At 69.0% G+C, this 22,670-nt stretch carries 17 protein-coding genes and 1 pseudogene; 10 read left to right on the top strand and 8 right to left on the bottom strand.

Annotation, left to right across the window (positions count from 1 at the left end; genetic code table 11):
• Positions 1 to 24: 24 nt before the first annotated feature.
• The 3 genes from WME73_RS27320 to WME73_RS27310 form a co-directional block, all read right to left on the bottom strand.
• Positions 25 to 4,164 carry an amino acid adenylation domain-containing protein gene (locus WME73_RS27320; RefSeq protein ID WP_437911439.1) on the bottom strand — a complete coding sequence of 1,380 codons (4,140 nt, stop codon included), beginning with the start codon at positions 4,162 to 4,164 and terminating at the stop codon, positions 25 to 27.
• Between the two features lie 773 nt (positions 4,165 to 4,937).
• The gene (locus WME73_RS27315; RefSeq protein WP_437707496.1) at positions 4,938 to 5,135 is read right to left on the bottom strand and encodes a hypothetical protein; all 198 of its coding nucleotides are present in this window, start codon (positions 5,133 to 5,135) and stop codon (positions 4,938 to 4,940) included.
• The gene (locus WME73_RS27310) at positions 5,132 to 6,106 is read right to left on the bottom strand and encodes a GAF domain-containing protein (RefSeq protein WP_437911438.1); all 975 of its coding nucleotides are present in this window, start codon (positions 6,104 to 6,106) and stop codon (positions 5,132 to 5,134) included. Before WME73_RS27310 ends, WME73_RS27315 begins: the two co-directional genes overlap by 4 nt.
• Positions 6,107 to 6,432: 326 nt before the next feature.
• Here WME73_RS27310 and WME73_RS27305 point away from each other — a divergent pair, with 326 nt between their 5' ends.
• Genes WME73_RS27305 through WME73_RS27295 form a run of 3 tightly spaced genes read left to right on the top strand, consistent with a single transcriptional unit; the run spans position 6,433 to position 7,603 of the window.
• A complete protein-coding gene (locus WME73_RS27305; protein WP_437911437.1) occupies positions 6,433 to 6,792 on the top strand; it encodes a hypothetical protein in 360 nt (119 codons plus the stop codon).
• 23 nt (positions 6,793 to 6,815) lie between these two features.
• Positions 6,816 to 7,199 (top strand): hypothetical protein, encoded by a 384-nt coding sequence (locus tag WME73_RS27300; protein ID WP_437911436.1) that lies wholly within the window; start codon positions 6,816 to 6,818, stop codon positions 7,197 to 7,199.
• Positions 7,196 to 7,603 (top strand): hypothetical protein, encoded by a 408-nt coding sequence (locus WME73_RS27295; protein ID WP_437911435.1) that lies wholly within the window; start codon positions 7,196 to 7,198, stop codon positions 7,601 to 7,603. The genes WME73_RS27300 and WME73_RS27295 overlap by 4 nt, the downstream gene beginning before the upstream one ends.
• A gap of 169 nt (positions 7,604 to 7,772) precedes the next feature.
• On the opposite strand, the gene WME73_RS27290 is transcribed toward WME73_RS27295, so the two are convergent.
• Positions 7,773 to 9,506: a pectate lyase family protein gene (locus WME73_RS27290; RefSeq protein WP_437911434.1), complete on the bottom strand. Its 1,734-nt coding sequence runs from the start codon at positions 9,504 to 9,506 to the stop codon at positions 7,773 to 7,775.
• 136 nt (positions 9,507 to 9,642) lie between these two features.
• Here WME73_RS27290 and WME73_RS27285 point away from each other — a divergent pair, with 136 nt between their 5' ends.
• The 3 genes from WME73_RS27285 to WME73_RS27275 are packed head-to-tail and all read left to right on the top strand — an operon-like array spanning position 9,643 to position 12,659.
• On the top strand, positions 9,643 to 10,278 hold the full coding sequence (locus WME73_RS27285; RefSeq protein WP_437739324.1) for an RNA polymerase sigma factor: 636 nt from the start codon (positions 9,643 to 9,645) through the stop codon (positions 10,276 to 10,278).
• Positions 10,275 to 11,636 (top strand): FecR domain-containing protein, encoded by a 1,362-nt coding sequence (locus WME73_RS27280; protein ID WP_437911433.1) that lies wholly within the window; start codon positions 10,275 to 10,277, stop codon positions 11,634 to 11,636. The genes WME73_RS27285 and WME73_RS27280 overlap by 4 nt, the downstream gene beginning before the upstream one ends.
• Before the next feature lie 3 nt (positions 11,637 to 11,639).
• Positions 11,640 to 12,659, top strand: coding sequence for a hypothetical protein (locus tag WME73_RS27275; RefSeq protein WP_437911432.1), 1,020 nt, complete (start codon positions 11,640 to 11,642; stop codon positions 12,657 to 12,659).
• Positions 12,660 to 12,695: 36 nt separating this feature from the next.
• Here WME73_RS27275 and WME73_RS27270 read toward each other — a convergent pair whose 3' ends face one another.
• Positions 12,696 to 14,084 carry a pectate lyase family protein gene (locus tag WME73_RS27270; protein ID WP_437911431.1) on the bottom strand — a complete coding sequence of 463 codons (1,389 nt, stop codon included), beginning with the start codon at positions 14,082 to 14,084 and terminating at the stop codon, positions 12,696 to 12,698.
• A gap of 494 nt (positions 14,085 to 14,578) precedes the next feature.
• On the opposite strand from WME73_RS27270, the gene WME73_RS27265 reads away from it, so the two are divergent.
• Positions 14,579 to 15,367: an SDR family NAD(P)-dependent oxidoreductase gene (locus WME73_RS27265; protein WP_437911430.1), complete on the top strand. Its 789-nt coding sequence runs from the start codon at positions 14,579 to 14,581 to the stop codon at positions 15,365 to 15,367.
• A gap of 385 nt (positions 15,368 to 15,752) precedes the next feature.
• Positions 15,753 to 16,229: a hypothetical protein gene (locus WME73_RS27260; RefSeq protein ID WP_437911429.1), complete on the top strand. Its 477-nt coding sequence runs from the start codon at positions 15,753 to 15,755 to the stop codon at positions 16,227 to 16,229.
• A gap of 38 nt (positions 16,230 to 16,267) precedes the next feature.
• On the opposite strand, the gene WME73_RS27255 is transcribed toward WME73_RS27260, so the two are convergent.
• From WME73_RS27255 to WME73_RS27245, 3 genes are all read right to left on the bottom strand, one after another.
• The gene (locus WME73_RS27255; RefSeq protein ID WP_437911428.1) at positions 16,268 to 17,830 is read right to left on the bottom strand and encodes a DUF1552 domain-containing protein; all 1,563 of its coding nucleotides are present in this window, start codon (positions 17,828 to 17,830) and stop codon (positions 16,268 to 16,270) included.
• Positions 17,831 to 17,894: 64 nt separating this feature from the next.
• Entirely contained in the window at positions 17,895 to 19,346 is a 1,452-nt protein-coding gene (locus WME73_RS27250) for a DUF1592 domain-containing protein (protein WP_437911427.1), read from the bottom strand.
• A gap of 333 nt (positions 19,347 to 19,679) precedes the next feature.
• A complete protein-coding gene (locus tag WME73_RS27245) occupies positions 19,680 to 20,255 on the bottom strand; it encodes an RNA polymerase sigma factor (protein ID WP_437739317.1) in 576 nt (191 codons plus the stop codon).
• A gap of 836 nt (positions 20,256 to 21,091) precedes the next feature.
• Here WME73_RS27245 and WME73_RS27240 point away from each other — a divergent pair.
• Positions 21,092 to 21,574 (top strand): annotated as a pseudogene (locus WME73_RS27240) (alcohol dehydrogenase); the annotation flags it as partial.
• A gap of 234 nt (positions 21,575 to 21,808) precedes the next feature.
• Positions 21,809 to 22,585 (top strand): hypothetical protein, encoded by a 777-nt coding sequence (locus WME73_RS27235; protein ID WP_437911426.1) that lies wholly within the window; start codon positions 21,809 to 21,811, stop codon positions 22,583 to 22,585.
• The last annotated feature ends 85 nt before the right edge of the window (positions 22,586 to 22,670 follow it).

Below are 22,670 nucleotides of genomic sequence, written 5' to 3'. Positions count from 1 at the left end.
ATCGCTACGCTCGCAGCAGAGAGGTCAATATTGGGGGGCTTTGCACAGCAGCTCCTTGCGCTTCACGATCTGCGGCAGGTAGACCTGCTCGTTCCAGTCTGCCCTCTCGACCGGCTCGAGCGCGATCGAGATCGCGTCCTCGTTGCACCGGAACGCGCTCCTTACCGCGTCGGTGATCGCCGCGACCAGATCAGCCTGCTGCTGCTCGCTGAGTGAGACGGGGAAGTGCTTGATGTTGACGTGGGGCATGCGGATGTCCTCCATGGCTTCGGTGTTGTGTTCGGGCTTCGCGTCGGCGCGAAGTTGGCGGTGAATCTGCTCGATCAGCTCGTCGATGCCCGGCTCTTTGAGCAGGCCATAATGGTCGACGTCGAGATCGATGAAGGTCGAGGCGCTCGTCGAGCAGCTATCATGTCCCTCGATGCCCTCGATGCTCTTGATGCCCTCGATGCTCTCGATGAACGACCGGTCGTCTCCCCGCGCCCTGAAGATCGTCACGGGCGCGCGGATGCGCCGCTCCACGAGCTCGCAGATGGTGTACTTGAACTCATAGGTTTGATGCACGATCCGGATGACCCTCTTCACCAGCTCCGGATCGAGGCCCGTGAATCTCCTGGCGATGAACGACGCGAAGCTCTCCTCGTCTCTGGCGACCTCAAGGCACTCGGCGAGCGCGGGGTCGGTGATGCTGCCGGCGAATACCGAGAAGAGGATCGTCGCATATTCCTTGTTGTCGTAGGTGGGCTCGCTGCCCGAGGTCGAGACGCTCTTCGCCCGTACCTTCGGCGACCCTGGGGCGATCAAGAACAGGCGCTCCACCCGCTCGCCAGCACGCTCGAGCTGATGAGCCGCTTCGAAGGCGACACGAGCGCCGAACGAATACCCCCACAGCGTGTAGGGCCCGGCGGGCTGAAGTCGCCGGATGACCTTGATGTCCTCTGCGGCCATCTGCTGGAGGGTGGGGTAAGGGATCTCGCCCTCGTTGATCCCGTGAGCCTGCACGCCGTACAGGGGCCGATCGGCGCCCATCTTGCGCGCGAGCAGCCTCAGGTTCATGGTGTAACCGCCGAGGCCCGGCCAGCAGTAGACGGGGGTCCCCGCGCCTCTCGTCTGCAGCCGCACGAGCCGTGATGCTGGCTCGACGCCCGCGCCGTCGACCACGAGCGCGAGCTTCTCGATGGTCGGCGACCCGAACAGGACTTGCAGCGGCAGGGAGGTCTGGAACGCCCTGTTGATCTTGCTCACAAGTCCGACGGCGATGAGCGAATTGCCTCCGGACTCGAAGAAATCATCTCGCACAGAGACCTCGTCCTGCTTCATCTCCTTGAGCCAGAGCTGCTTGATGCGCGCCTCGGTCTCCGTTCTAGGCGCCACGAACGGCCGATCGGCGAGCTCCACCTTGACGCGGTCCAGCGCCTTGAGGTCGATCTTCCCGTTGGCTGTGAGCGGCAGCCTGTCCAGCACGATGACCTTGTTCGGAATCATGTAGTCGGGCAGGAAGCTCCCCAGGTCGTCCCGGATCATCTCCGCGGGCCCCTTCATGTGAACGACGTCCTCCTTCATCCCTTCGCTGAGCACCTGCTCCTCGCTGATGCGCCCGCCGACGAAGAAGTAGGAGGGGCCCGGGGCCCTGCCGCAGGCTTTCAAGATGCTGTCCATGCGCTTGGCCGAGGGCAGATCGTCCCCGGTCTTGGAGCTGTACCCCGAGGACATGAACCCGAGGTTGATGTCGTTCGCCTGCAGGTGCTGGAGCTTCCTACCGAGGTCGATGTACCTCATCCAGCCCTTGGAGGTCCTGCTGATGACCGTGATGCCGAGGCTCGCCCTCTCGTAGACTTGCTGGTTGATGGCGATGACATGCCGCTTCAAGATCAGCTCGTCCGATAGCTTCTCGAGGGCGCCATCTCGGTACTGGTACTGACCCGCGGCGAGGTCAGCGACCTTGCCGGGGTGCACCTGGAGGAAGATCTCGACCGCGTCGTCGGGGCGCGGCTCCGCGCGCGGGACGAGCTCGAACGTGCCGATGTAGTGGTCCTCATCCGCGGAGTCCAGGTGGCCCATCGTCGCGGGGGCATGGTCGAGCTCCTTGATGTCCAGCCCATAACGGGGCAGGACCTCCTCGAACAGACCCACCATGTGTCCCGCTTCAATCTCGAGGACTTCTTGAATGTTGTTCTTGTAGGTGGGCTCGATGGCCCGCCTCTTTCCGACGAAATGCACCCTCGCCTGCGCCGCCGTGGAGGCGAGCTTCTCTCGTAGGAGGATCAGCTGGTGGTGAACAGGATGGTGGTAGTAAACTCCGGACTTCAGGCCGCATAGATTGTCCAGCTCGAAGTACATCTGCGTCGCGTACAGCGCTCCTGGCGACGCGTAGCCGTACTTCGGCAGCAGGCGCTCCGCGCTCAGGAACTGCCCGAAGTACCGCAGAATCTCCCCGAGCTCCGCGAAGCTCAGCGCCTCCAGGCTTCGGGCGTGGGCGCCCGCGAGCCTCTGGCCGGCCCGCCGGCCGAGCAGGCGCAGGATGTCGGCCTTCGTGACGCCCTCGCCGTCGAAGAATCGATAGGTCTTGCGCGCGAACACCTGCTGTCTCTGCTCCCGGGTCGGCGTTCGGCCGGGCAGGTCGAAGACAGCCTTGCCGCGGAGCTCCCGGGGGTCCCGGCATCCCGAGTTCGATAGCTGCGCCTTGACCTGGAGCTTGCTCTCCTTCGACGCGTGGTGGGCGCCGTGATGGCCCTGGTCCATCAGGGCTGCTTCTCTCGGGTTCAGCTCGACGAAGGCGATCAGGTTCTGGAAGCCGGTGCGGGGATCGTTCTTGACGGTGACCGCCGCGTGCCTGACCCAGTCGTGCAGCTCGATGGCCAGCCTTATCTCGTCGAGCTCTACCCGGAACCCGCGCAGCTTGATCTGGTTGTCGGCCCGGCCAGCGAACTGGACGGTGCCGTCGGCGTTCCAGTACGCGAGATCGCCGGTCCTGTAGAGCTTCGCGCGCCGGCCATCCGCCTGGAACGGGTCGTCGATGAACCGCTCGGCGGTCAGGTCGGGCCGGTTCAGGTACCCTCGTGCGAGCTGGGCTCCGCCGATGTAGAGCTCGCCGATCTCGCCCACGACCACGGGCGACCGACGCTCGTCGAGGATATGGTACTGCGTATCGTGCACGGGAGCGCCGATGGAGATCGTGCTGGGGCCGTCGTGAACCGTGCGGCGATCGACCGTGAACGCGGACGAGTTGATGGTGCATTCGGTCGGGCCGTACAGGTTGACCAGCTCGCACCCGGGCAGCACCTCGAGGCACCGGAGCGCGAGGCTCCTGGACAGGGCTTCTCCGCCGCTGAAGACCTGCATGAGCGAGTCGCAGCGGTGGAGCGCTTCGGTGTCCAGGAGGGCCTGGAGCAGGGTCGGAACACACTGTAGCGTCGTCACGCGGTGCCTGATGATGGTTTCGATCAGCCGCTCCGGGTCCCGGTACACGCCAGGGCTGCCCACGACGACGGTGCTGCCGCAGGCGGGCGCCAGGATCTCCCACTGGGCCGCGTCGAAGCTCATGGGCGTCTTCTGCAGGACGACCCGCCTCCGATCCAGCCCATGGGCCGTCCGGAGCCAGCCCATCTGGTTGACGATGCTCCGATGCTCGATCATCACGCCCTTCGGCTTCCCGGTGCTGCCGGAGGTGTAGATGACGTAGGCCAGGTTGTGTGAGCGCAGGCCGGAGCCCAGGTCGCGGTTCTCGGCGCTCGCGTCCGAGCGGCCGTGGGCCGCGGCGTCTCTCAGGGTGACGATCCTCGTGCCTCGCGGGGCGAGCTCGGTCAGCCTGGCCTTGAGGTCCTCTTGAGAGAAGATGACCTTCGTGCGGCTGTCCTCGATCATGTAGCGCAGTCGGTCCTCGGGGTACTCCGGCGAGAGCGGCAGGTAAGCGCTGCCAGAGAGGACGGTCCCCCATGCGCCCACCATCAGGTCGATCGACGGCTCCACGAACAGACCGACGCAGTCGTCGGGAGCCACGCCGAGGTGCCGCAGGTACATCGCCACATCCGAGCTGCGCGCCGCGAGCTCGCGGTAGGTCAGGATCTCGTCCTCACCGACGACGGCAGCGCTGTCCGGCTGCGCCCGGACCTGCTCCCAGAGCAGGTCAGTGATGCACGACCCTGCGAAGGAGGCTGCTTCCATGGCGGCGTGTCGCGCTGGCTGCTCCCGCGCGTCAGCGACGGCGCGGGGCGAACGGATCATGGGTTGTTTCACAATCATCCTCTTGACGTGATGTCGCTGGCCTCTGGATGAGCACCACGGATCATGCGCGCACGTCCCCCTCGGCATGCGGTCGGGAGCGCCGCAGGCGATCGTCGCGATACCCCGCCGCGAACGTGCCCCAGCAGACTGCGTGCCATGCCGTCGCGGCGTGCTGCGGCAGCGGAGGCGTCGCAGCGACGACCGAGATACGCTCGGCTTCTCGCGGCCTCTCGATCTCGACCCGTCAGCGAGGCGACCGCCCGGCCGCGTGTTCGGGCAGCGCGTTGCGTGAGCGCGCTGCGTGGTTGGGCAGCCCGTTGCGCAAGTACGCCTGGCGCGTCTGGGCGGCGCGTGTCGCAGCTGCGCCGCGTGCCGCACGACCGTGCAGATCGCGAGGGCCGCTCCTCTCTCGGAGGTTGTGGAATCGAGCGAGAGACAGGCGTCCCGGCGGGGCGGCTTCTACCGGGTCCAGGTGGGCGCGAAGGAGGACTTCCTCCGGATCATGGAAGCTGGCGCCTCTGCGGGACCCAGCGGTTGCCGGGCCGCTGGCCTTCCACGGGTGGCAATCTTTGCCTGAATGGCAAGGGGTGCCGGCAAGCGCTGCATGCGGCGCCCTCGGCTCCAGCCTCGGCCGTCGCGATCATGCCAGAGGAGCACCGGCAAAGGAGCGCGTCCCTCGGCCCCTGCCGGCGCGAGGGGCCGGCGGCCCCTCCCTACGCGCGGCGGACGATGTCTTGCAGCGCGCTCTCCAGTCGGCGCTCGATGGCGGGGTCGTCGAGCGCCGGCGTGATCTCCTCGGGCACGACGCGCGCGCGCATGATGACCCGCGCATAGATGAACGCGTCGCGCGCGTTCGGAGGGTCCTTGTCGCCGAGACAGGAGCGGAGCAGCTGGTACGCTCGGCCTTTCACCACGCCTCCCCTGTCCGCCCGCGCTCGACGGTGGTGATGATCCGGCGCACCGCGGCGGTCGCGGTCTCGTGCGCCGCGAACGCGTCCCGCACGACGTGCGCTGCCCTCGCGGCGGCGCCCTCGCCGAGCGTGCCCCCGAGCACGCTCTCGGCGAGCCGGACGAGCGGGCTGATCTCGACCATGTCCCGCGTGAGGGACCGCGTCGCCTGGGCGAGCTCGGACGCGGCCTCGGCCGGAGCGGAGCGCGAGAGGGCCATGGCGTCGTCGGCCAGCTCGGCCGCGATCGCGAACATGTCCCGATAGCAGTCGACCGCCGCGCGAAGATCGTCCGGGCTCGGCGCGATCTGCGGCGCCTCCGGCAGCGTCGCCGCCGCGCGCTGCGCCTCGGCGATCACGGGAGCGATGGCCATGAGCGCGCGCTCGAGCGCACGCGCGGTCTGCCCGAACCGGGCGAGGCGCTCCCTCGCGGTGCAGCTCGGCGGCGGCGTGTCGCTCTCCAGCGCCTCGAGCCGCGTACCGACCTCGGCGGCGAGCCGATGGAGGCCCTCGACGACGCCCGGCTCGAAGGTGCGCGGGACGAGGTCGATCACGCAGAGCGAACCGACCACATGCCGGCGCACCCGCACCGGCACACCCGCGTACGCGCGGATGCCATAACGCTCCACCAGCTCCTTGGGCACGCGCTCGTCGTGAACGGCGTCCTCGACCACGAGCGGCTCCTCGTTGCGCACCACGAGCTGGCAGAACGAGCTGCTCCGTGAGGTCGCGCAGCTGACGCACAGGTCGGGCGGCAGGCCGCGGTGCGCGCGGAACAGCTGGATGTGTCGGACCACCAGGCTCACGAGCGCCATCGGCGCCCGGGCAAGCTCGGCCGCCCGCTCGACGCAGGCGTCCAGGATGGCGTCCGCGTCGTCGCGCAGCAGCACGTGGTGCAGCTCGGCGAGGCGCGCGGGATCGTTCAAATCGGCCATGGAAGTGTTCTTGCCGGGGCGACAGGGCGGGCTCAACCGCGAGCGACGCCGTGCCTGCGCCCGGCCCACGACTTTACCGCAACCCGGCGCCTCGAGCTGCCCCCCGCGGGCGTTTCATCGGCTCCGCGCTCCAGGAGACACGACCCCACCGGTGTCCACCTGCGGGCCGGCGGCTTCGCTGTCCCGCCCTGGCGCAGATCGCGATCGATCCTCTGTCGGGTTGTTCTCCCGCCTTCCGGATGACGGAGTGAGGCGCGGAAACGGCGGGGTGAAGGCCACCCGAGCTCAGCGTCTTCAACGGCAACGAGCTCTGGGCCGCTGTCTCCATGGACGCGCTCGAGACAAGGAGCGACTGGACCCGGGCCGCCGGGACCACCTGGTACCGCCTGCACATCGCGACCGCCCCGATCGTGGACGTCGACGGCCCGGTCGATTTCAACCACGCCTACACGGACACGGACCACGCCCATGACATCTTCTCGTTCGCGCCGGAGAGCCTCGTCAACAAGCTGGACTACGTCGGCGACACGAAGGGAAATGAGGCGCTGCGCAGAGGGTCGTTCCTGACGAACAACGCCGTTGCTGCTGCGTCAGGCCACGTTTGCGCCTCGCCCACGATAACGTCCGGGATCCGCGCAAACGCCACGACGGCGCGTGCTCGCCGGCGCCCAGCTCGGCCGGACTGAACCCTCGGGAGGAAGGTTCGCACATGAGCAAGAAGCGGTTCGCCCTGCGCCTGTCCGTGTCGGTCCTCTCGCTCCTCCACGTCGGCTGCGCAGCCGACGTGGAGGACGTCGAGCGCGCCGCGCTGGCGTCACACGCCTGGGGCAAATACCACTGGGCACGAACGAGCAACCCCTTCACCATCAAGCTCGGCGACAACGTGTCCTCCGCGTGGGCCGAGCACCTCTCGGTCGCCGCCGGCGATTGGTCCAGGTCGTCGGTGCTCGACGCCACCGTCGCTGCCGGCGGGGGCGGCAGGCGATGCCGGTCCACCAGCGGGAGGTCTGCAACGCGCGATATGGCGCCAACGGGTGGCTCGGACTGGCCTCGGTCTGGGCCGACGGGGAGCACATCACCCAGGGCACGGTGAGGCTGAACGACACCTACTTCGACACGGCCAGGTACAACACGCCGGCATGGAGAGCCTCCGTGACGTGCCAGGAGATCGGGCATCTCTTCGGGCTCGCGCACAACGACGAGGACTTCAGCACGACGACCGGGACGTGCATGGACTACTCGAACGATCCGGGGCAAAACCAGCACCCGGATCAGCATGACTACACGCAGCTCGAGGCGATCTACAAGCACCTCGACAGCATGACGACCGTCGGCGCTGCCGGCGCGGCGCCGCCCGCCCTGGCCGGCGTCGACCCCACCGACATGGAGCATTGGGGCGATCCGGTCGACGTGTCGCCGAGCGGGCGCGTGCATACCTTCGTCCGCGACCTCGGCCATCTTCAGGTCATCACCACCGTGACCTGGGCACCCGAATAAGCAAGGCGCGGCGCGCTCACCTCAGGGAACGCTGACCTGCTGCCTCGGCGTGAGCGTCGAGGCGCGGTCGCGCGCCGGCGAGCACGAGCTCGATGCTGTCATGAAAGCGGCGAGGGATCCGCGGTGCTCCAGGCTCGGTCGACTCAGTCGCATGCCACGTGCACGCCGACTACTCGCGTGCGAGCGGCAGGGCCCAGGGCCCTCCGGCGCCGGCGCGAGAGATCACCTGGGGCAACGCGTCGCTCGCCCGCTCGGGCGCGTAGTCGTAGGGGGGCTTGAAGACGTCATCCGCTGGCTCCCCGTCTCCGCCCAGGTGAACGCCGCTCTCGTCGCGGTAGAGGTTCGAGCCAGGGACGGCCAGGAGGAGTCCCCGGCCCGTCGCGTCGCTGCAGTCCGAGCGCCGCGTCGCCGCGTCGGCGTTCTCGAACACGCTCGCCTCGAGCAGCACCTGCCCCTCACAGGCGGCGCCGACCGCCCAGTCCGAGATGTTCGAGAACACATTGTTGAAGAGGTGGGCGCGCGCTCGGGATCCGGTGGCGAGGGGGGCGCGCGTCCTCACTTCATCGAAGCGACAGTGGTGTATCGTCACCTCGGCGTCGGTGATCGTGCAGGCCCAGCGCTCGCGCCCGCCGCACTCGGCCTCGTTGCTGCCGTCGAAGTGGCCGTAGGAGAAGGTGACCCCGCTCGTGCCCGCGTGGACGTCGGCGAAGGCGTCGCTGATCCGTTGGACGGTCGTGTGATCGATCCAGACCCTGGAGGCTTGCGTCAGCGTGAACGCATCGCCCGCTTCGTGCACGTTCGAGTTCAGATCGTAGAGGGCGAGGTTGCGGATGATCACGTTCTCGCTCTGGTTGAGATCCATGTTCACGCCCGGCAGCGCCGCGCCGCGCCCGAGCCCGACGAGGGTCTTGTTGGAACCGAACTGGACGACGCGATGGTTCCGCGTCGCCCCGACGAGCGGACGCTCGCAGGTCGCATCCCCGGTGAGGACCTCATAGAACGTCTTCTCGGGCTCCGCCGAGCAGGTGCTGGGACAGACCTCGATGTCCTGGATCTCCGAGCCTGTGCGGCGGAAGTCGTAGAGGCCTTCGGCGAGCAAGATCACGGCCGGCTCGTCCGAGCGGGCGAGCGTCTCGAGCTCGGTCCAGCTCGAGACCAGCACGGGCGTCGCCCCCGCGCCCCCCGTGGCGCCCTCGCCAAAGCCGATCGCCTCGACCCGTATCACCTTGCGGAGGGCGATGGGCCCCCGCGTCCCCGGCGCGGGCCCGATCCAGCGAGCCTCCGTGCTCGCGGGGAAGGCCGCCTCGGGATCGCAGCCCGGCAGATCTCCAGCGCTCCCCAGCTCGCGGGCCGCCGTCCAGCCGCTGTCGTCGTAGCCGGGCGCGGTCCAGTCTCCTTCCGGCGCGGTGCTCAGCTTCCAGTCGCTGCCGCTCCCATGGCTGCGCTCGAGCTCGTCGAGGTGGACGAGCGCCGCGGGGGTCCCCGCTGCGGCATGAACGCTCACGGCGATCACGTTCTCTCCCGGAAGCAAGGAGAGGGGCACGAAGATCGGAGCGCGCGCCGACTCGCTCGCGGCGATGAGATCCCCGTTGACGTGGACGCGGAAGGTATCGCGCCCCGTGATGGAGAGACCGGGGCCCTCGAGCGCGCCGTAGCTCGCGCTGACGAGCGGCGAACTCGCGAGCTCCTCTCCCTCTCCGAAGGCGGCCCCCGGAGGGAGCTCCGCCGCGGGCGGCTCGCCGTCGCAGGCGAGCTCCGTGAGGGTAGGAGAGCCGCCGCCGACACCCGCGTTCCCCGGGGCGCGGGTGGCCGTCTGGATGAGCTGATCCTCACAGGAGAGCCCCCAGGCCAAGGCCGAGAGCGCGGCGACTCGGGGGAGCCAGGTGCGGCAGGAGAGGCGCATGGCGACCAGGGCAAAGCTGCGGGGCGACGCTCGAGAGCGCAACCCAAATGCTCCGGGTCGCCTGCTCCGATCCAGCGCCCTGGCGGCGGGCGAATTTTTCTGGAGGCTCGCGACGCCCCCAAGTAACTAGGAGAGAGTGGCTCAACCCACGCGCTCCGCCCCGCCGCCCGGACCCACCTTGGCCCGCTTCCCCGCCGACAAGCGGTCGGACGCGAGCTTGGTCGCTGGCGCCGCCGCTGGAGAGCGGGAGGCCCTCGCCGTCATCTGGGATAGGTATTCGGGTCTCGTGCGAGGTGTGCTGTATGGCGCCCTCGGTCCCGATACGAGCCTCGAAGATCTGGTCCAGGAGGTCTTCCTGGGGCTGATCCAGGGGGCCGCGCGCATCCAGGACGGGGGGGCTCTCCGTGGCTATCTCGCGTCCATGGCGGCGCGGCAGGCAGCGCTCGAGATCCGGAAGCGCAAGATACGCCGCTGGGTGGGCCTTTCCCCGAGCGGAGAGCTCCCCGAGCGCGCCCTCGAGCGCGTCGACTTCGAGCATCGCGAGGTGCTCAGCGCCCTCCACCGTGTGCTCGACAAGCTGAGCACGCGCCGGCGCATGGCCTTCGTGCTGCGCCACGTGCAAGGCCTCGAGATGCTCGAGACCGCCGCGGCGCTCGGCGTGTCCGAGTCGACGGTGCGCCGTGAGCTCGAGAGCGCGCGCGCGTTCTTGCTCAAGGCGCGCGAGCCAGCGCTCCAGGAGTTCCTGTCCCGGTGTGAAGGATTTTGGCCATGAGCGAACCCGAACGACAGCTCGATCCCGTCGCAGCCCTCCTGCAGCGCGCCGCTCAGCTGAGCGAGACGGAGCGCCGCGAGGCGCGCGCCGCCTTCCTGCGCCGCGTCGACGAGGAGCAGGCTCGCGTGAGCAAGACGCGGGTGGTCGTTCGCTGGGCGGCTCCGCTCGCCTTCGCCGCGAGCGTGCTGATGGTCGTTTTCTTCTTCTGGCGAACGGAGCAAGGTCTCGATTACGTCGTCGAGGGCGCGGTGAACGAGAGCGGCTATGTGCGCGCACCCGTCGATCACCCGGCCGCCATCACCTTCTCCGATCAGACGCGGATCCGGGCCGCGGCAGGGACGCGGCTTCGTATCGACGAGACCAAGAACGAGCGTGGCGCCCGCATCTCGGTCGAACGCGGCCGGGTCGAAGCCGAGGTCACGCACACCGGGCACAGCGATTGGCGCTTCGTCGCGGGTCCCTTCGTGGTCCGCGTGGTGGGCACGCGCTTCGAGCTCCTGTGGGACGCTGACCGCGAGCGGCTCGAGGTGATCCTGCGCGAGGGGGCGGTCGAGGTGGAGGGCTACTCCGGCTCTGGCGCCGTGAGCGTGCGCGCGGGGCAGCGCTTCGTGGGGGACGCTCAGGCGAGGACCCTGCACGTCAGCGACACGACGGCTCGAGCCCCCGACACGGCGGCGCAGGGCCCCGACACGGCGGCGCAGGGCCCCGACACGGCGGCGCAGGGCCCCGACACGGCGGCGCAGGGCCCCGACACGGCGGCGCAAGGCTCCGAGCCCGCGCCTCCCGCGGCGCAGGGACAGCTCGCCGAGATCGCAGCGCCGGCGCCGGAGCCCGCTGCTCCCCCGGCGCCGAGCTCCGCTGAGACCCCGGCGCCCCTGGTCGCCTCGCCGAGCACCAGACCGCCCTGGAGCAAGCTCGTTTCCCAGGGCGAGTTCCGGCGCGTCGTCCAGGAGGCCGAGGCGCGGGGCACCCAGAACTGTCTCACCTCCTGTGATGCCGCCGACTTGAACGCCCTGGCCGACGCCGCTCGCTACGTGGGGCAGAACGAGCTCGCCGAGCAGGCGCTGCTTGCCCTGCGCGCGCGCTACGCATCGACCGCGGGGAGCCGTGCAGCCTTCTTGCTCGGGCGCCTTCACGAGAGCCGCGGCGCCGCCGCGCGCGCCAGGACCTGGTACGAGACGGCCCTTCGCGAGGCGCCGGGCGGCGCCTTTGCCGCCGAAGCGCTCGCGGGGAAGATGCGCGCGGTCCAGAGCCTCGAAGGACCGGCCGCCGCCCGCGTGGTGGCGCAAGACTACCTGCGCCTCTATCCGAGCGGGGTCCACGCCAAGACGGCTCGACAGCTCGCCGCTCAGCCCTGATCCATGGTCCGGCGGGCGCGAACGCTCCTCGTCCTGCTCCTGCTGCTCGTCTGCCCTCGAGCGGCGTGGGCGCAGCGCGTGCTCGTCGTCCGACCGGACCCGCGCGACGCCACGCTCTTCGAGGCCTTCGGGCGGCTCTCTGCCGAGCTGGAGCTGCAGTCCTTCGAGGTCATCGTGCTCGGGAGCGCCGCGCGATCGCCCGGGGCCGAGGAGCTCGAGCGAGAGGCGCAGGAGAGCGAGGCCTTTGCGGCTGTCGCGCTGCGGCGCGACGGAAGCGGCACGGCCGCCGAGGTGTGCATCGTGGATCGCGTGACCGGCAAGACGACCACGCGAAAGCTCCTCATCGATCCCTCCAGCGATGGCCCGATGCTCCTCGCGGTGCGCGCCGTCGATCTCCTGCGCGCAAGCCTCCTCGAGCTTGGCCCGGGCCAGGCTCCCGCTCGGGATGTGCTCGGCGTCGAGGCCCAGCCGCCCGCCCCCGAGGTGCTCCGCTTCTCCCGGGAGCCGCCCCGCTTTCACGTGCGCACGGGAGGGCTCGTCCTCTTCACGCCTCCGGTGGGCGGCGGCGTCGGCGCGCAGATCGGCGCGCACACCCGCCTCGACGAGCGCTTCCGTCTCGGCCTGCTCCTCGGTGGTCCCCTCTTTGGCGCCGAGTTCCGCGCAGCAAGCGGCGCCGCCCGGGTGCGCCAGGAGCTCGCGCTCCTCCGGGCCAGCTGGAACCTCGGGCAAACGGGTGCCGGTCTTCACTGGGAATGGGGGCCGCTCCTTGGCGTCGGCGCCTACCACCTCCAGGCCACCGGCCATGTCGAGCCGCCGCTCGTGGGGCGCAGCGAGGAGTTCTTCAGCTTCGCCGCGGACGCAGGGCTGAGCGTCCAGTACTTCTTTCATCCGAGCGTGGGCCTCGGTCTCGAGCTCACCTGTCTCACGCTCCTGCCGCGCCCCATCCTCGCCGTCGATGAGGAGCGCGCCGCTCCGCTCATCGCTCAAGCCCTGGGCACGCTCAGCCTGGGGGTCTCGTTCTGAGGGAGCATGGCGAGGCGCGCGCGCGTCCTCGAGGCGTCACGGGACGAGGGCGTTGATGTACTCCTCGAGGTTCGTCCAGCCGTCCCCGTTGCGGTCGCCATTGCGATCCTCCGGGTCGTGAGGATCGAGCGAGGCGGAGACCTCCCACGCATCGGGCATCCCGTCCTGATCCGTGTCCGCGGGCGCAGAGCCCCCCGGGATGTCTCCAACGGTGTTGGGGAGGCCGAGGCTCTTCTCGTCGCTGATCGTGGCGCCCTCGGCCCCGAGGGACGCGAGCTCTGCCATCAAGAAGTCGTCGACCGGGTCACGCCAGAGAGACGCCCCGGCGCGCTTCATCACGTGGTCGAAGGCGTCCTCTGCGCTCATCGCGGGCACGTCGGGAACCTCGACGCTCGGCGCCGCCTCCCAGGTCACCGAGCCGAAGTCCCCCTGGCCGAGCAGGCGGCCGTTCAGGACACCGTCCTTGTTGCTGTCGTACCAGTTGTCGACGGCATGGAGGTGGTACTCGGGCGTTGGGCTGTCCAGGGTGCCGCCTTTCGTCTCCGGGCCGGGGATCAGCGTGTTGCCGACCATCACCCCGTCCGAGCGACCGCTCGTATCGCCCAGGATGTACCCCGAGGTGACCCAGTTGTAGACGACGTTGTTGACGAACTGCAGCGTCCCGCGGGCCTTGGGGTTACGGGAATTGTTGTCGATGTACAAGGACCGGATGATCGACGTGCCGGTCGTGTTGACGATGCCGCCCGTGCTGTGGGTCTGGAGCCCCTGTGCGACGATCGAATCTTGAAGCGTGATGTTGTAGAGCTCCGCCCCGCTCTCCCGGTTCAGATCGAAGGTGCCGTCGCGCCCCCAGCTCAGCGAGCAATGGTCCCAGATCACGTCGTGCCCGTTGGCCATGGTGACGGTGTCCTTGCCGGAGTCGCCGATCTTGCCCATACGAAACCGCACGTAGCGAACGATCGTGTTCGAGGCGCCGGAGAAGGAGGTGCCGTTCCCGTAGACGGTGATGCCCCCGCCCGGCGCGGTTTGCCCGGCGATCGTCTGGTTATTCTTGAACACCAGGCGGGAGTCGATCTTGATGACGCCGCCGACGTCGAAGACCACGGTGCGATTCGGCTGGCTGATGGCATCCCGCAGGGAGCCGGGCCCCGCATCGTTCAGGTTGGTGACATGGTAGATGTCGCCGCCGCGCGCGCCGGTGGCCATCCGCCCGAATCCCTCGGCGCCGGGGAAGGCCCCGAACTCGACGGCGCCCGACCCGCCCGTCCCAGGGCCGCCGCCCACGCCCGCGCTCGGTACGCCGCCGCCCGCGCCCGGGCCTGGCGCACCGCCAGTCCCTCCAGCTCCCGTCGTCACCCCGGAGGCGGCGTCGCTGCCCGATGCCTCTCCGCCCGGCGCCTCTCCGCCCGTGCCAACAGGATCCATCGAGGGAGCTCCGCCGCCCCCGGAGCCGTCGTGCGGGGCCCCAGAACACGCCCACGCGGCCGCACCCAGAGCACAAAGTGACAGCCAAGAGATGCTCGCCCGGCCTGGCGGGCATCGCGCCCAGGTCTTCATGTGCCCGGAGTTGATCCAGCCCCTGCTCACCTTTCAGAAATCGTCACCCGCGGCGCGGGATGGCGTGCCGGGTCGCGCGCGACGCCGCCGATGAGCGGCATGATGGCGGCTCGATCGCTGATGCGGAGCAAGCGAGAGAACGGTCCTCGATCTGCTGGAAAGCCAGGCTGGACGTCCTCATCGCGGTCGTCGGCTCGCCTACACAACGCCGCCGTCCTCCTTGCTGAACTTCCGCAATGAGCCCACAGCAAGCCAGGAGAACTCATCCGCAGCCCCGGAGATGCGGCGCAGGTCCCACCCGCCGTACGGTGTTTGGTGACCGGACGGCCCGGTCCACCTTGGAGAGGATGGTAGGGGACACCATGGGCACACTGAGCACTTCCAAACGAATCCTGGTCACCGGCGCGTCGCGCGGGATCGGACGCGCGGCCGCCCTCGCGCTCGGCAAGCAGGGACACACGGTGGTGCTCGCTGCGCGCGACGAGCACGCGCTGAGGTCGCTCGCCCGCGAGATCGCTGGCGCGGGCGGGCGGGCCGAGGTCGTCCCCATGGATGTCACGGACGACGGGAGCGTCGAGCGCGGGATCGCGCGGCTCCTCGAGGCGGGGCCGTGCGACGTCGTGATCAACAACGCAGGTTCCTGCGACCAGACGGATTTCATGGCGCAGGACATGAGCACGCGACGCGCCGAGATGGATCTCAATTACTGGGGTGCGGTGCGGGTGACGCGCGCGCTGCTGCCGTCGATGCTGGTGCGCCGCTCGGGCGTCATCGTGAACGTCTCGTCGTTGCTCGGGGTCATCGCTTCGCCGACGGCGGCCAATTATTCGGCGACGAAGGCGGCGCTCGGCGCGTGGTCGCATGCGCTCCGAGGCGAGGTGGGCCGCTTCGGCATCAAGGTCGTCGTGTTCGTGGCGCCCCACACCGACACGGCGTGCGGCCGCGCCACCCGCTTCGACGGCGTGGTGAGCTTGCCTGTCGAGTACACGGCGAAGGAGCTGCTCCGCGCCGTCGATCGGGCGCCCCGGCAATATGCGGGGAGCCCTGTCTATCGGCTTCTCTTGCGGCTCGCCGGGCTCTTTCCGGCCTTCCTCGAGGCGCGGGTCGCTGCGTCGGCGCGGGCTCATCTGCTGCCTGGCTATGGGCCGTAGGAGCGAGCGCGGAGGATCTGCGGTCCGAGAGTCATGTGCGGAGGGGCGCCTCGCGCGCACGACGGATACGAGCAATACGTGCGAACCGTGCGAACCGTACGAATCGTACGAACCGAGCGACGCTGCCCCGATCGCCCTGGCGCGGCTCGGGCGATCGTGTATCTTCGACCTCGCAGAGGTAGCGCCATGAAGGTCTTCCGGTAGCAACGCGGTCGCTTCCGCCGAGCGGGTTTTCCCCGCTGCCCGCGTTGCTCGCGCTCCGGCGCCCCGTCGCCGTCCGTTCTCCGCTCGCCTCGCGGCGGCGGGGCGGCGTGTGTTCGACCTTCGACCTCCAGCCATCGGGCGACGCTCGTACGAGCCGAGCGCCGCCCGGAGAGCGTGCGTCATGGCGCCCCGTCTTCCGCTTTCCATCAAGCTCACCCGTCGCGCCGTCGCGCGACGAGACCTCTTCTGCGAGCTGGTGCAAAGGGCCGTCCGGCCGTCTCAGGCCGACGCCGCCTTCGCCTTCCATGCGTTCGCGTTCAAGGCCGATGAGGATGAGTTCGCGCGCGAGCTCATGTTCCGCCGGACCGAGCTCTGGCTCTTCCGCTCCAACCAGCGCGCCTCCTGCGGCGACTTCCTGGCCGTCGACATGTCGAGCCCCTGGGCGGCGCGGCGGCGATCCTACGTGATCGAGCTCAAGCGCGGGATGCCGGTGCGCATCGGAGGCGGCGCGGTGGGCGTGCAGCTCCAGAAGGCGGCGAGCGCCGTGCAGGCGCTCGCGCAGAAGGGCGACGTGCTCGGCGTCGAGGGGGCGTACGTCACGGTGGCGGGGGACGGGGCAGAGATCCTCGCGATGTTCGCGAGGGGCGCGCGGCTCTAGCCTGCTCGACAGTCAGCGACGCGATCCTGCGGGCTCGGCTACCGCAGGATCTCCTCGAGGAGCGCGTTCGGCACGCCGCGGCGATCCTCGCCGAACGACGAGACGCCCAGGCCGTAGTACTGGTTCATGATGGTGAACCAGAGATCGCGGAGCTGGCGATCGCTGCCGAGGGCGCCGTAGGCGATGTGCGCGTCGTTCAAGAAGACGCCGTCGCCGCCGAGGAGCACGATGGGCAGGTCGTACCCGTCGTGGTCGTGCGACCGCATCTCGCTCATGTGCACCATGACGCAGTGATCGAGCACCGTGCCGTCGCCCTCGGGGATCGCGTCGAGCCGCTGCGCGAGCTGCGCGCTCTTCTGGTTGAGCCAGCAGTTGATCGCCGCGTAGTCGAGGTTGCTCTGCGCGATGATCTTGTACTGGCCGTCCTGGGTCGCGCGGTCGAGGTTGCCGGCGGCGTGCTGGGAGGAGTGGTAGTGCAGGCTGGCCTCTCTCCTGTACGCGAGTCCCACCTTGGCGCGGACGTCCTCCGGGATGCACCGATACTCGAACTCGGAGCGCATGTCGTCGTGCATGTGGGTGATCACGCGCGTCACGTCGCATTGAATGGCCATGACGATGAGATCGATCATGACCTTCGCGTGATCTTCGTGCTTGTACGGGCCGGCTCCCGTGTTGTCGTTCTCGTTGAGCCCCTCCGCCTGGCCCGGCGGCTCGGGGACCACGCCGGGCTGGCTGATCGGGGTGCAGCCCAGGCCCGTCTGCGGGGTCATCGTCGACTGGACGCGGGTCGCGTTCTTCTCGATCTCGCGCAGCGAGTCCAGGTATTGCTGGACGATCTTGCGATCGTCGGAGCCGACCCGGTTCATGAGCGAGTTCGCGTCCGCCAGCACGCCGTCGATGACGCTCTTCTCCATCGCCGCGCGGCGCTCCGCCTCGATCCTGGCCTCCTCGTCGCTCTGCCCTGGCATGGACCCCGCCGCGCCCGCGCCGACGAGCGCGTCGAACACCGCCTTCGGGTTGACCGAGCGCTTCAGCGGCTCGCGCGGGCTCTTCCAGGAGAGGACCTGATTGTAGGCGTAGCTGCGCTGGTCGAAGAAGCCGGGCTTGACGCCGAGCCCCGTCTGCAGCGACGCGATGCGGGTCGCCTGCTCCGGGCCTGCCTTCTGGACGATGAGCTGGTCGACCGAGACGCCGTTGCCCACCCACTCGCCGAGGTCCTGGCGCGCCTCCCTACCCAGCTGATCGGCGTCGACGCAGGTCGAGAGCGCCGCGCCGAGGCGCGAGTGGGAAGGCTCGATGTAGGGGTGCTGCTCCGTGCTCCACGTGTAGTTGCCGAGGCGGCTTATCATGAGCATCTTCGACTTCACCGGCGCGAAGTGCTCGAGCACCCTCGGCAGCTTGAAATCGGCGCCCTTCAGCGTCTTTCCGAACGCCGGGGCCGTCTCCCACCAGTGATGGGGCGCCCCGTTCGGGAAGGTGCAGAGCACGAAGCGCTTCGGGGTGCCGGGCTCCCCGCCGCGCGCGCTGCGCGGCGCGAGGCTCTCGAGAAACGGCAGCGCCAGGCAGACGCCCGCGCCGCGCAACAAATTTCTGCGTGTCATCAAGCGTTTCATGTGCGCATCGCTCCTTCGTGCTTCGTCTTGTGCAGAAACAACGCGTGTGGCCTCACCGCGCCTTGTCCTTCGCTCGAAGGCGGAACGCCTCGCTGGTCACCACCTGCTTCACCAGGTCCGCGATCGTGCCGCCGCCCCAGCGCGCGGCGATCTCCTTGATCCTGGTCCTGTCCCCAACGCTCGGGCGCCGGCGCAGGGCATAACTGAAGAGCTGCTCGGAGGGGCAGGTCCCCGACCGGGCGGCCTCCACGAGCGCCGGCACGAGGCCGGAGATGTCCTCGAACGCCGCGCCCTCGTACACCCCCGTCGCGTCGATCGGGTCGCCGTTCGGGTACTGGGTCCGGTAGGCGCCGATCGGGTCGAAGTTCTCCAGGCTCAGCCCGATCGGGTCGAGCACGTCGTGGCAGCCCGCGCAGTCGGGCGACGCGCGGTGCTTCTCGAGCTCCTTGCGCACGTTGGTGACGCCGCCCTCCTCCCCGTCCGCGGCGCCGAGCTCCGGGATATCCACGTTGGCGGGCGGCACCATGGGCGCGCAGAAGAGCTGCTCCAAGATCGTCTTCGCGCGGGACGTGGGAGAGGTCCGGTCGGCGCGGGACGACAGCGTCAGGAACGCTGGGAGCGTGAGGAACCCCTCGCGCACGCCCTCCGGGTCGTTCGCATAGAGCGGCTCGATCAGCCGGCTCTCCGGGTGGGGCGCCGTGAGGAACTCGGACCACGGCCGCCCGCCGGTCGTGAAGCCGGCGAAGTAGTCGTTGACCTGGTCGAGCATCGCGCCCTTCATCTCATCGTTCCAGCTCGGGAACTGGGTCGTGTCGGCGTTGTGGCTGGGGAGCGTGCGCGTGCCGAGCCACTGGCCGTAGAAGTTCTGGAAGAAGGCGGCGCTCTTCGGGTCGGCCAGCATGCGGTCCACCTGCTGCTCGAGCTCGTCCTCGGTGGCCAGCAGATCGTCCTCCGCCGCGTCGAAGAGATCCTCGTCCGGGAGCGAGCTCCACAGCAGGTACGAGAGGCGCGACGCGACCTCGTAACCATTGAGGGCGCCCGGTGATCTCGCCGAGTCGGGGCCCAGCTCGATCCGGAGGAGGAAATGCGGCGACGTGAGCACGGTCCGGACGACATGCTGCACCGCCTCGACGGGGGACATCTCGAGGGCGGTCCGCGCGTCGTCGTACTGCGCCGCGTACCGGTCGACCTCCGCCGCGTCGAGCGGGCGCCGGAACGCGCGCAGCCCGAAGCGCTCGATGATCTCGCGCGCGCACCCGTCGTCCGCGCCCTCTGCCGGGTCGCACACGAGGATCTTGGCGCGCTGCGCCTCGTCCGAGAACGCGTCTTCGGCGAGCGTCCTGGCGGCGTCGTAATACCCCTGCACCAGGACCTGCGAGAGGTTCGAGAGCGCGCTCACGTTCGCGTCGAAGCCCTTCGCGCCGAAGGCCGGGAAGCCGTCTGCGGGCCTCAGGTTCGTCCCCAGGAGGTGGGCGACGGTGGAGTTGTACTCCGACGCTGTCATGTGGTGCAGAGGCATCCCGTCTATGGCGATGGCGGCGTCCTGCTCCGGAGTCTGCTCCGGAGAGCTATCGTCCCCGAGGGTGCCAGTGCACGAGATGCTCAGGAGGCATCCCCCGGCAGCGATCCAGGGACTCGTGAACACTCGGTCCAGTGTGAATATCATTGTCGGCTCCCGCGTGTGAAATCGGCAGGTCTCGTCTTGTGACCGGAGCCCGCAATTTTCGTGATCAAATCGACCGGGTCCGGGCATGGCCGTGAAGATCGCGGTAGGTCGTATGAATCCAGGGTTGGCGGCGAGCGGCGTCGGGCGAGCGCCTGCTCGCCGGCCCCCGGCTCATCCATGGCGGCCTCCTCGGATCTTGGCGTGGTGGCGCTGCACCGCGTCGGAGAACGCCTGTCGAGCGGCCCTCAGCCGCGCATACACGGTGTTGATGTTCACCCCGATCCCCTGCGCGATCTCCGACGCCGGAAGTTCTTCCAGCTCGGCGAGGAGCAGCACCACGCGCTTCTCCTCGTCGAGCGACGCCAGGAGGTCGTGCACCACGCGCGCGGCCTCCGCCCTCTTCATGGCCTCGTAGGGGCTGAGGTCGCTCGGCCCCGCGAGCTGCTCGGGATCCACGATCTCTCCTGTCCCGCGGTGGGCCGGGCTCTGGCGGCGCTGCGACCTCCGGTGCGCCTGCACGACGTTGACCACGATCCCGAAAACCCACGTCTTCAGCGACGAGCGGCCCCGGAACTCCGGTAGCCGCCGGTGCACGACGGCGAACACCTCCTGACACACGTCCTCGTGCGCGGAGGCGTCCACGACGAGGCGGCGCACGGTCCGCCAGACCAAGGGAAAGAGCTCCTCGTACACCTCGGCGAAGTCGAGCGGCGCGGCCTGCGCGCCGGCCGCGGGGACGGCGGGCACCGCGTCGGCGGGCGGGGGCGTCGACGGAGCGAGGCTCGCTCGTCCGAATCTACTGCTCCGAGCTCGCCCTTCGAGAGGAGTTGCAATCCGCATGGAACATCTCACCCGTTCCTGGCTCAAGCTCTCAAGAGCGCGGCATGGATGGCCCTCTCAGGCGGCCCGGATTTCAACATGACAGCGCCGCGCGTCAGGGGCGGCGAGAGGGAGACATCTCTGACAAAGCGATGCTATATCAACACATGAACCGCAGCTGTGATCGCTGCTGTACAAAGGTTGCTACTGGCCAGGACTGCGATTCCAGCCGCGGGCAATTTGATTGAGCTGACCGTTACTCGCATCCGCGACGACCGAGCGAATCGATGCCGACGTCGATCGGACATCAAGGTCTCGGCGCGCGTGGCGACCCCTCCAGCGGGGAAGCGAAAGGATACCCGCTGGCGCAGATTGTGAACGCTCACACGGGCAGTGTCAACTCCTATCGGAGGGACCGCGGGTATCCTCGAGCGCGACGGAGGGCACGGCTGGCGGGGCTCCTCCGGAGCGCCGGTCCGAGGGGCGAAGCTCGGCGTGCATTGCTATCGGAACGAGGCAGCCGTGCTGGACCTGCTCGAGACGATCCGCGAGAAGGGGTGGGAGATCCCGGCCCGTACAGCGGTCCCGCCGTGGACGGCGACACCCTCTTCGCCGGGGAGGCGATCTCCTGGGCTCACGCACACGACGGGGGGGCGCGGGCCGCAATGTACTCGGCGCGGAGCCATGCGCGCCCTCGTCCTGAGAGCCCCGAAGAGCCCGCTCGTGCTGGAGGATCGGCCCGCTCCGCGGCCTGGGCCCGGCGAGGTGCTGCTCGGGCCGCCCACTTCGTGGCGCAGGTCGCCCGCTTCGAGGGCCGGCGCGTCTTCGGGCTCGTCCGGCCGGGAGACGACGCTGCGCGCGCGTTCGCGCTGTCGATGGGGGCCGAGTGGGCGGGCGCCTCCTTCGACGCGCCCCCCGAGGAGCTCGACGCGGCGCTGATCTTCGCCCCGGCCGGCGAGCTGGTGCCGGCCGCGCTGCGCGCCGTACGCAAGGGCGGCGCCGTGGTCTGCGGGGGAATCCACATGAGCGACATCCCCTCGTTCCCTTCTTCGATCCTGTGGGGCGAGCGGGTGCTGCGGTCGGTGGCGAGCCTGACGCGCAGGGACGGCGAGGAGTTCCTCGCGCTCGCGCCGCGCGTGCCGGTGCGGACGGAGGTGAACGTCTATTCGCTGGCTGCGGCCAACGAGGCGCTCGACGATCTGCGGAACGGACGCATGTCCGGGGCAGCGGCGCTCGCGCCGCCGTGAACCAGCGCTCACCGGGCGCCGCGCCGTTCAGGGGCAGGAGGAGTCCCACGCTGTCTGGGGCGGCTCCGGTGAGCCGTCCGCGATGCGTGACTCAGGCGCGCCCTGGTGTTCGTTCCAACTTTGCCCGGATACGTGGTTAGTCCAACAAGTCAATTCCATGGAGGTTCATGAGGACATAAGATGATCAAGGGGGTGTTTATGATGTGTCGAAGCGTGCTAGTTCTGTGTACTGCCATGGTGACGTCGCTGGCCGCTTGCGTGGGCGTGCCGGAGGGGGAGGACTACGATGTCGACGCCGCGGAGCAGGCGGTTGTCGTCGACAACGCGCTGACGTCGAACGCGCTGACGTCGAACGCGCTGACATCGAACGCGCTGACATCGAACGCGCTGACGTCGAACGCGCTGACGTCGAACGCGCTGACGTCGAACGCGCTCACCAGGAGCGCGCTCCGGGATCCGCTCGCGCGCCAGCTGCTCAAGTACGTGGTGAGCTGCGCCCTGCCGAGGGGGGCGCACTTCGATATCGATGTCGACGGCGTGGTTTATGGATTCGATGGCGGGATCGGTCTTCACAAGAATTGGGGCGATACGGGCGGCTCCTGCGACAATGCGTGCAAGGCATGGGTGTCCGCGTGCGTACTATCCAGGGTCAATTTCCTCGGGATCCCGACCCCCATCTCGATGAGAGGGAACCAATGCGAGCTGTCCTCCGACTCGGCGGAGCGGACGGCGTACGCGACGCGCGAAGGGGCATACTATGGCAATATCTTCGCCAATCCGCCTCTTTACTTTGCTTGCGTGTCACCCGAGCAGACCTCGATACAGCGGGTGTGCGGGCCATCGCTGGACGACTGCGTCGTCAAAGTCGTCGGAAATTGCGGCGACACGTGCGACAAGCCGCGCAGCGATGGGAGCTTCGAGAACTGCCGCGATCACGCGCGAAGCGCGTCCGGTCAGTTCCCGAGCGGCACGATCGCCTACGACGGTTCGGTCACCATCTTCTTGCAGTAGAGGATGCAACGGCGGGCGCTCCCCAGGGTGATCCCCTTCAGCGGGAACGCGCCCGGCGCACCAAGCCGCGCTCCTTTCCTCGTCG

Source organism: Sorangium sp. So ce302, assembly GCF_051530145.1.
GTDB classification, from domain to species: Bacteria; Myxococcota_A; Polyangia; order Polyangiales; family Polyangiaceae; genus Sorangium; species Sorangium cellulosum_B.
This window is presented reverse-complemented; position numbering and strand designations above follow the sequence as displayed.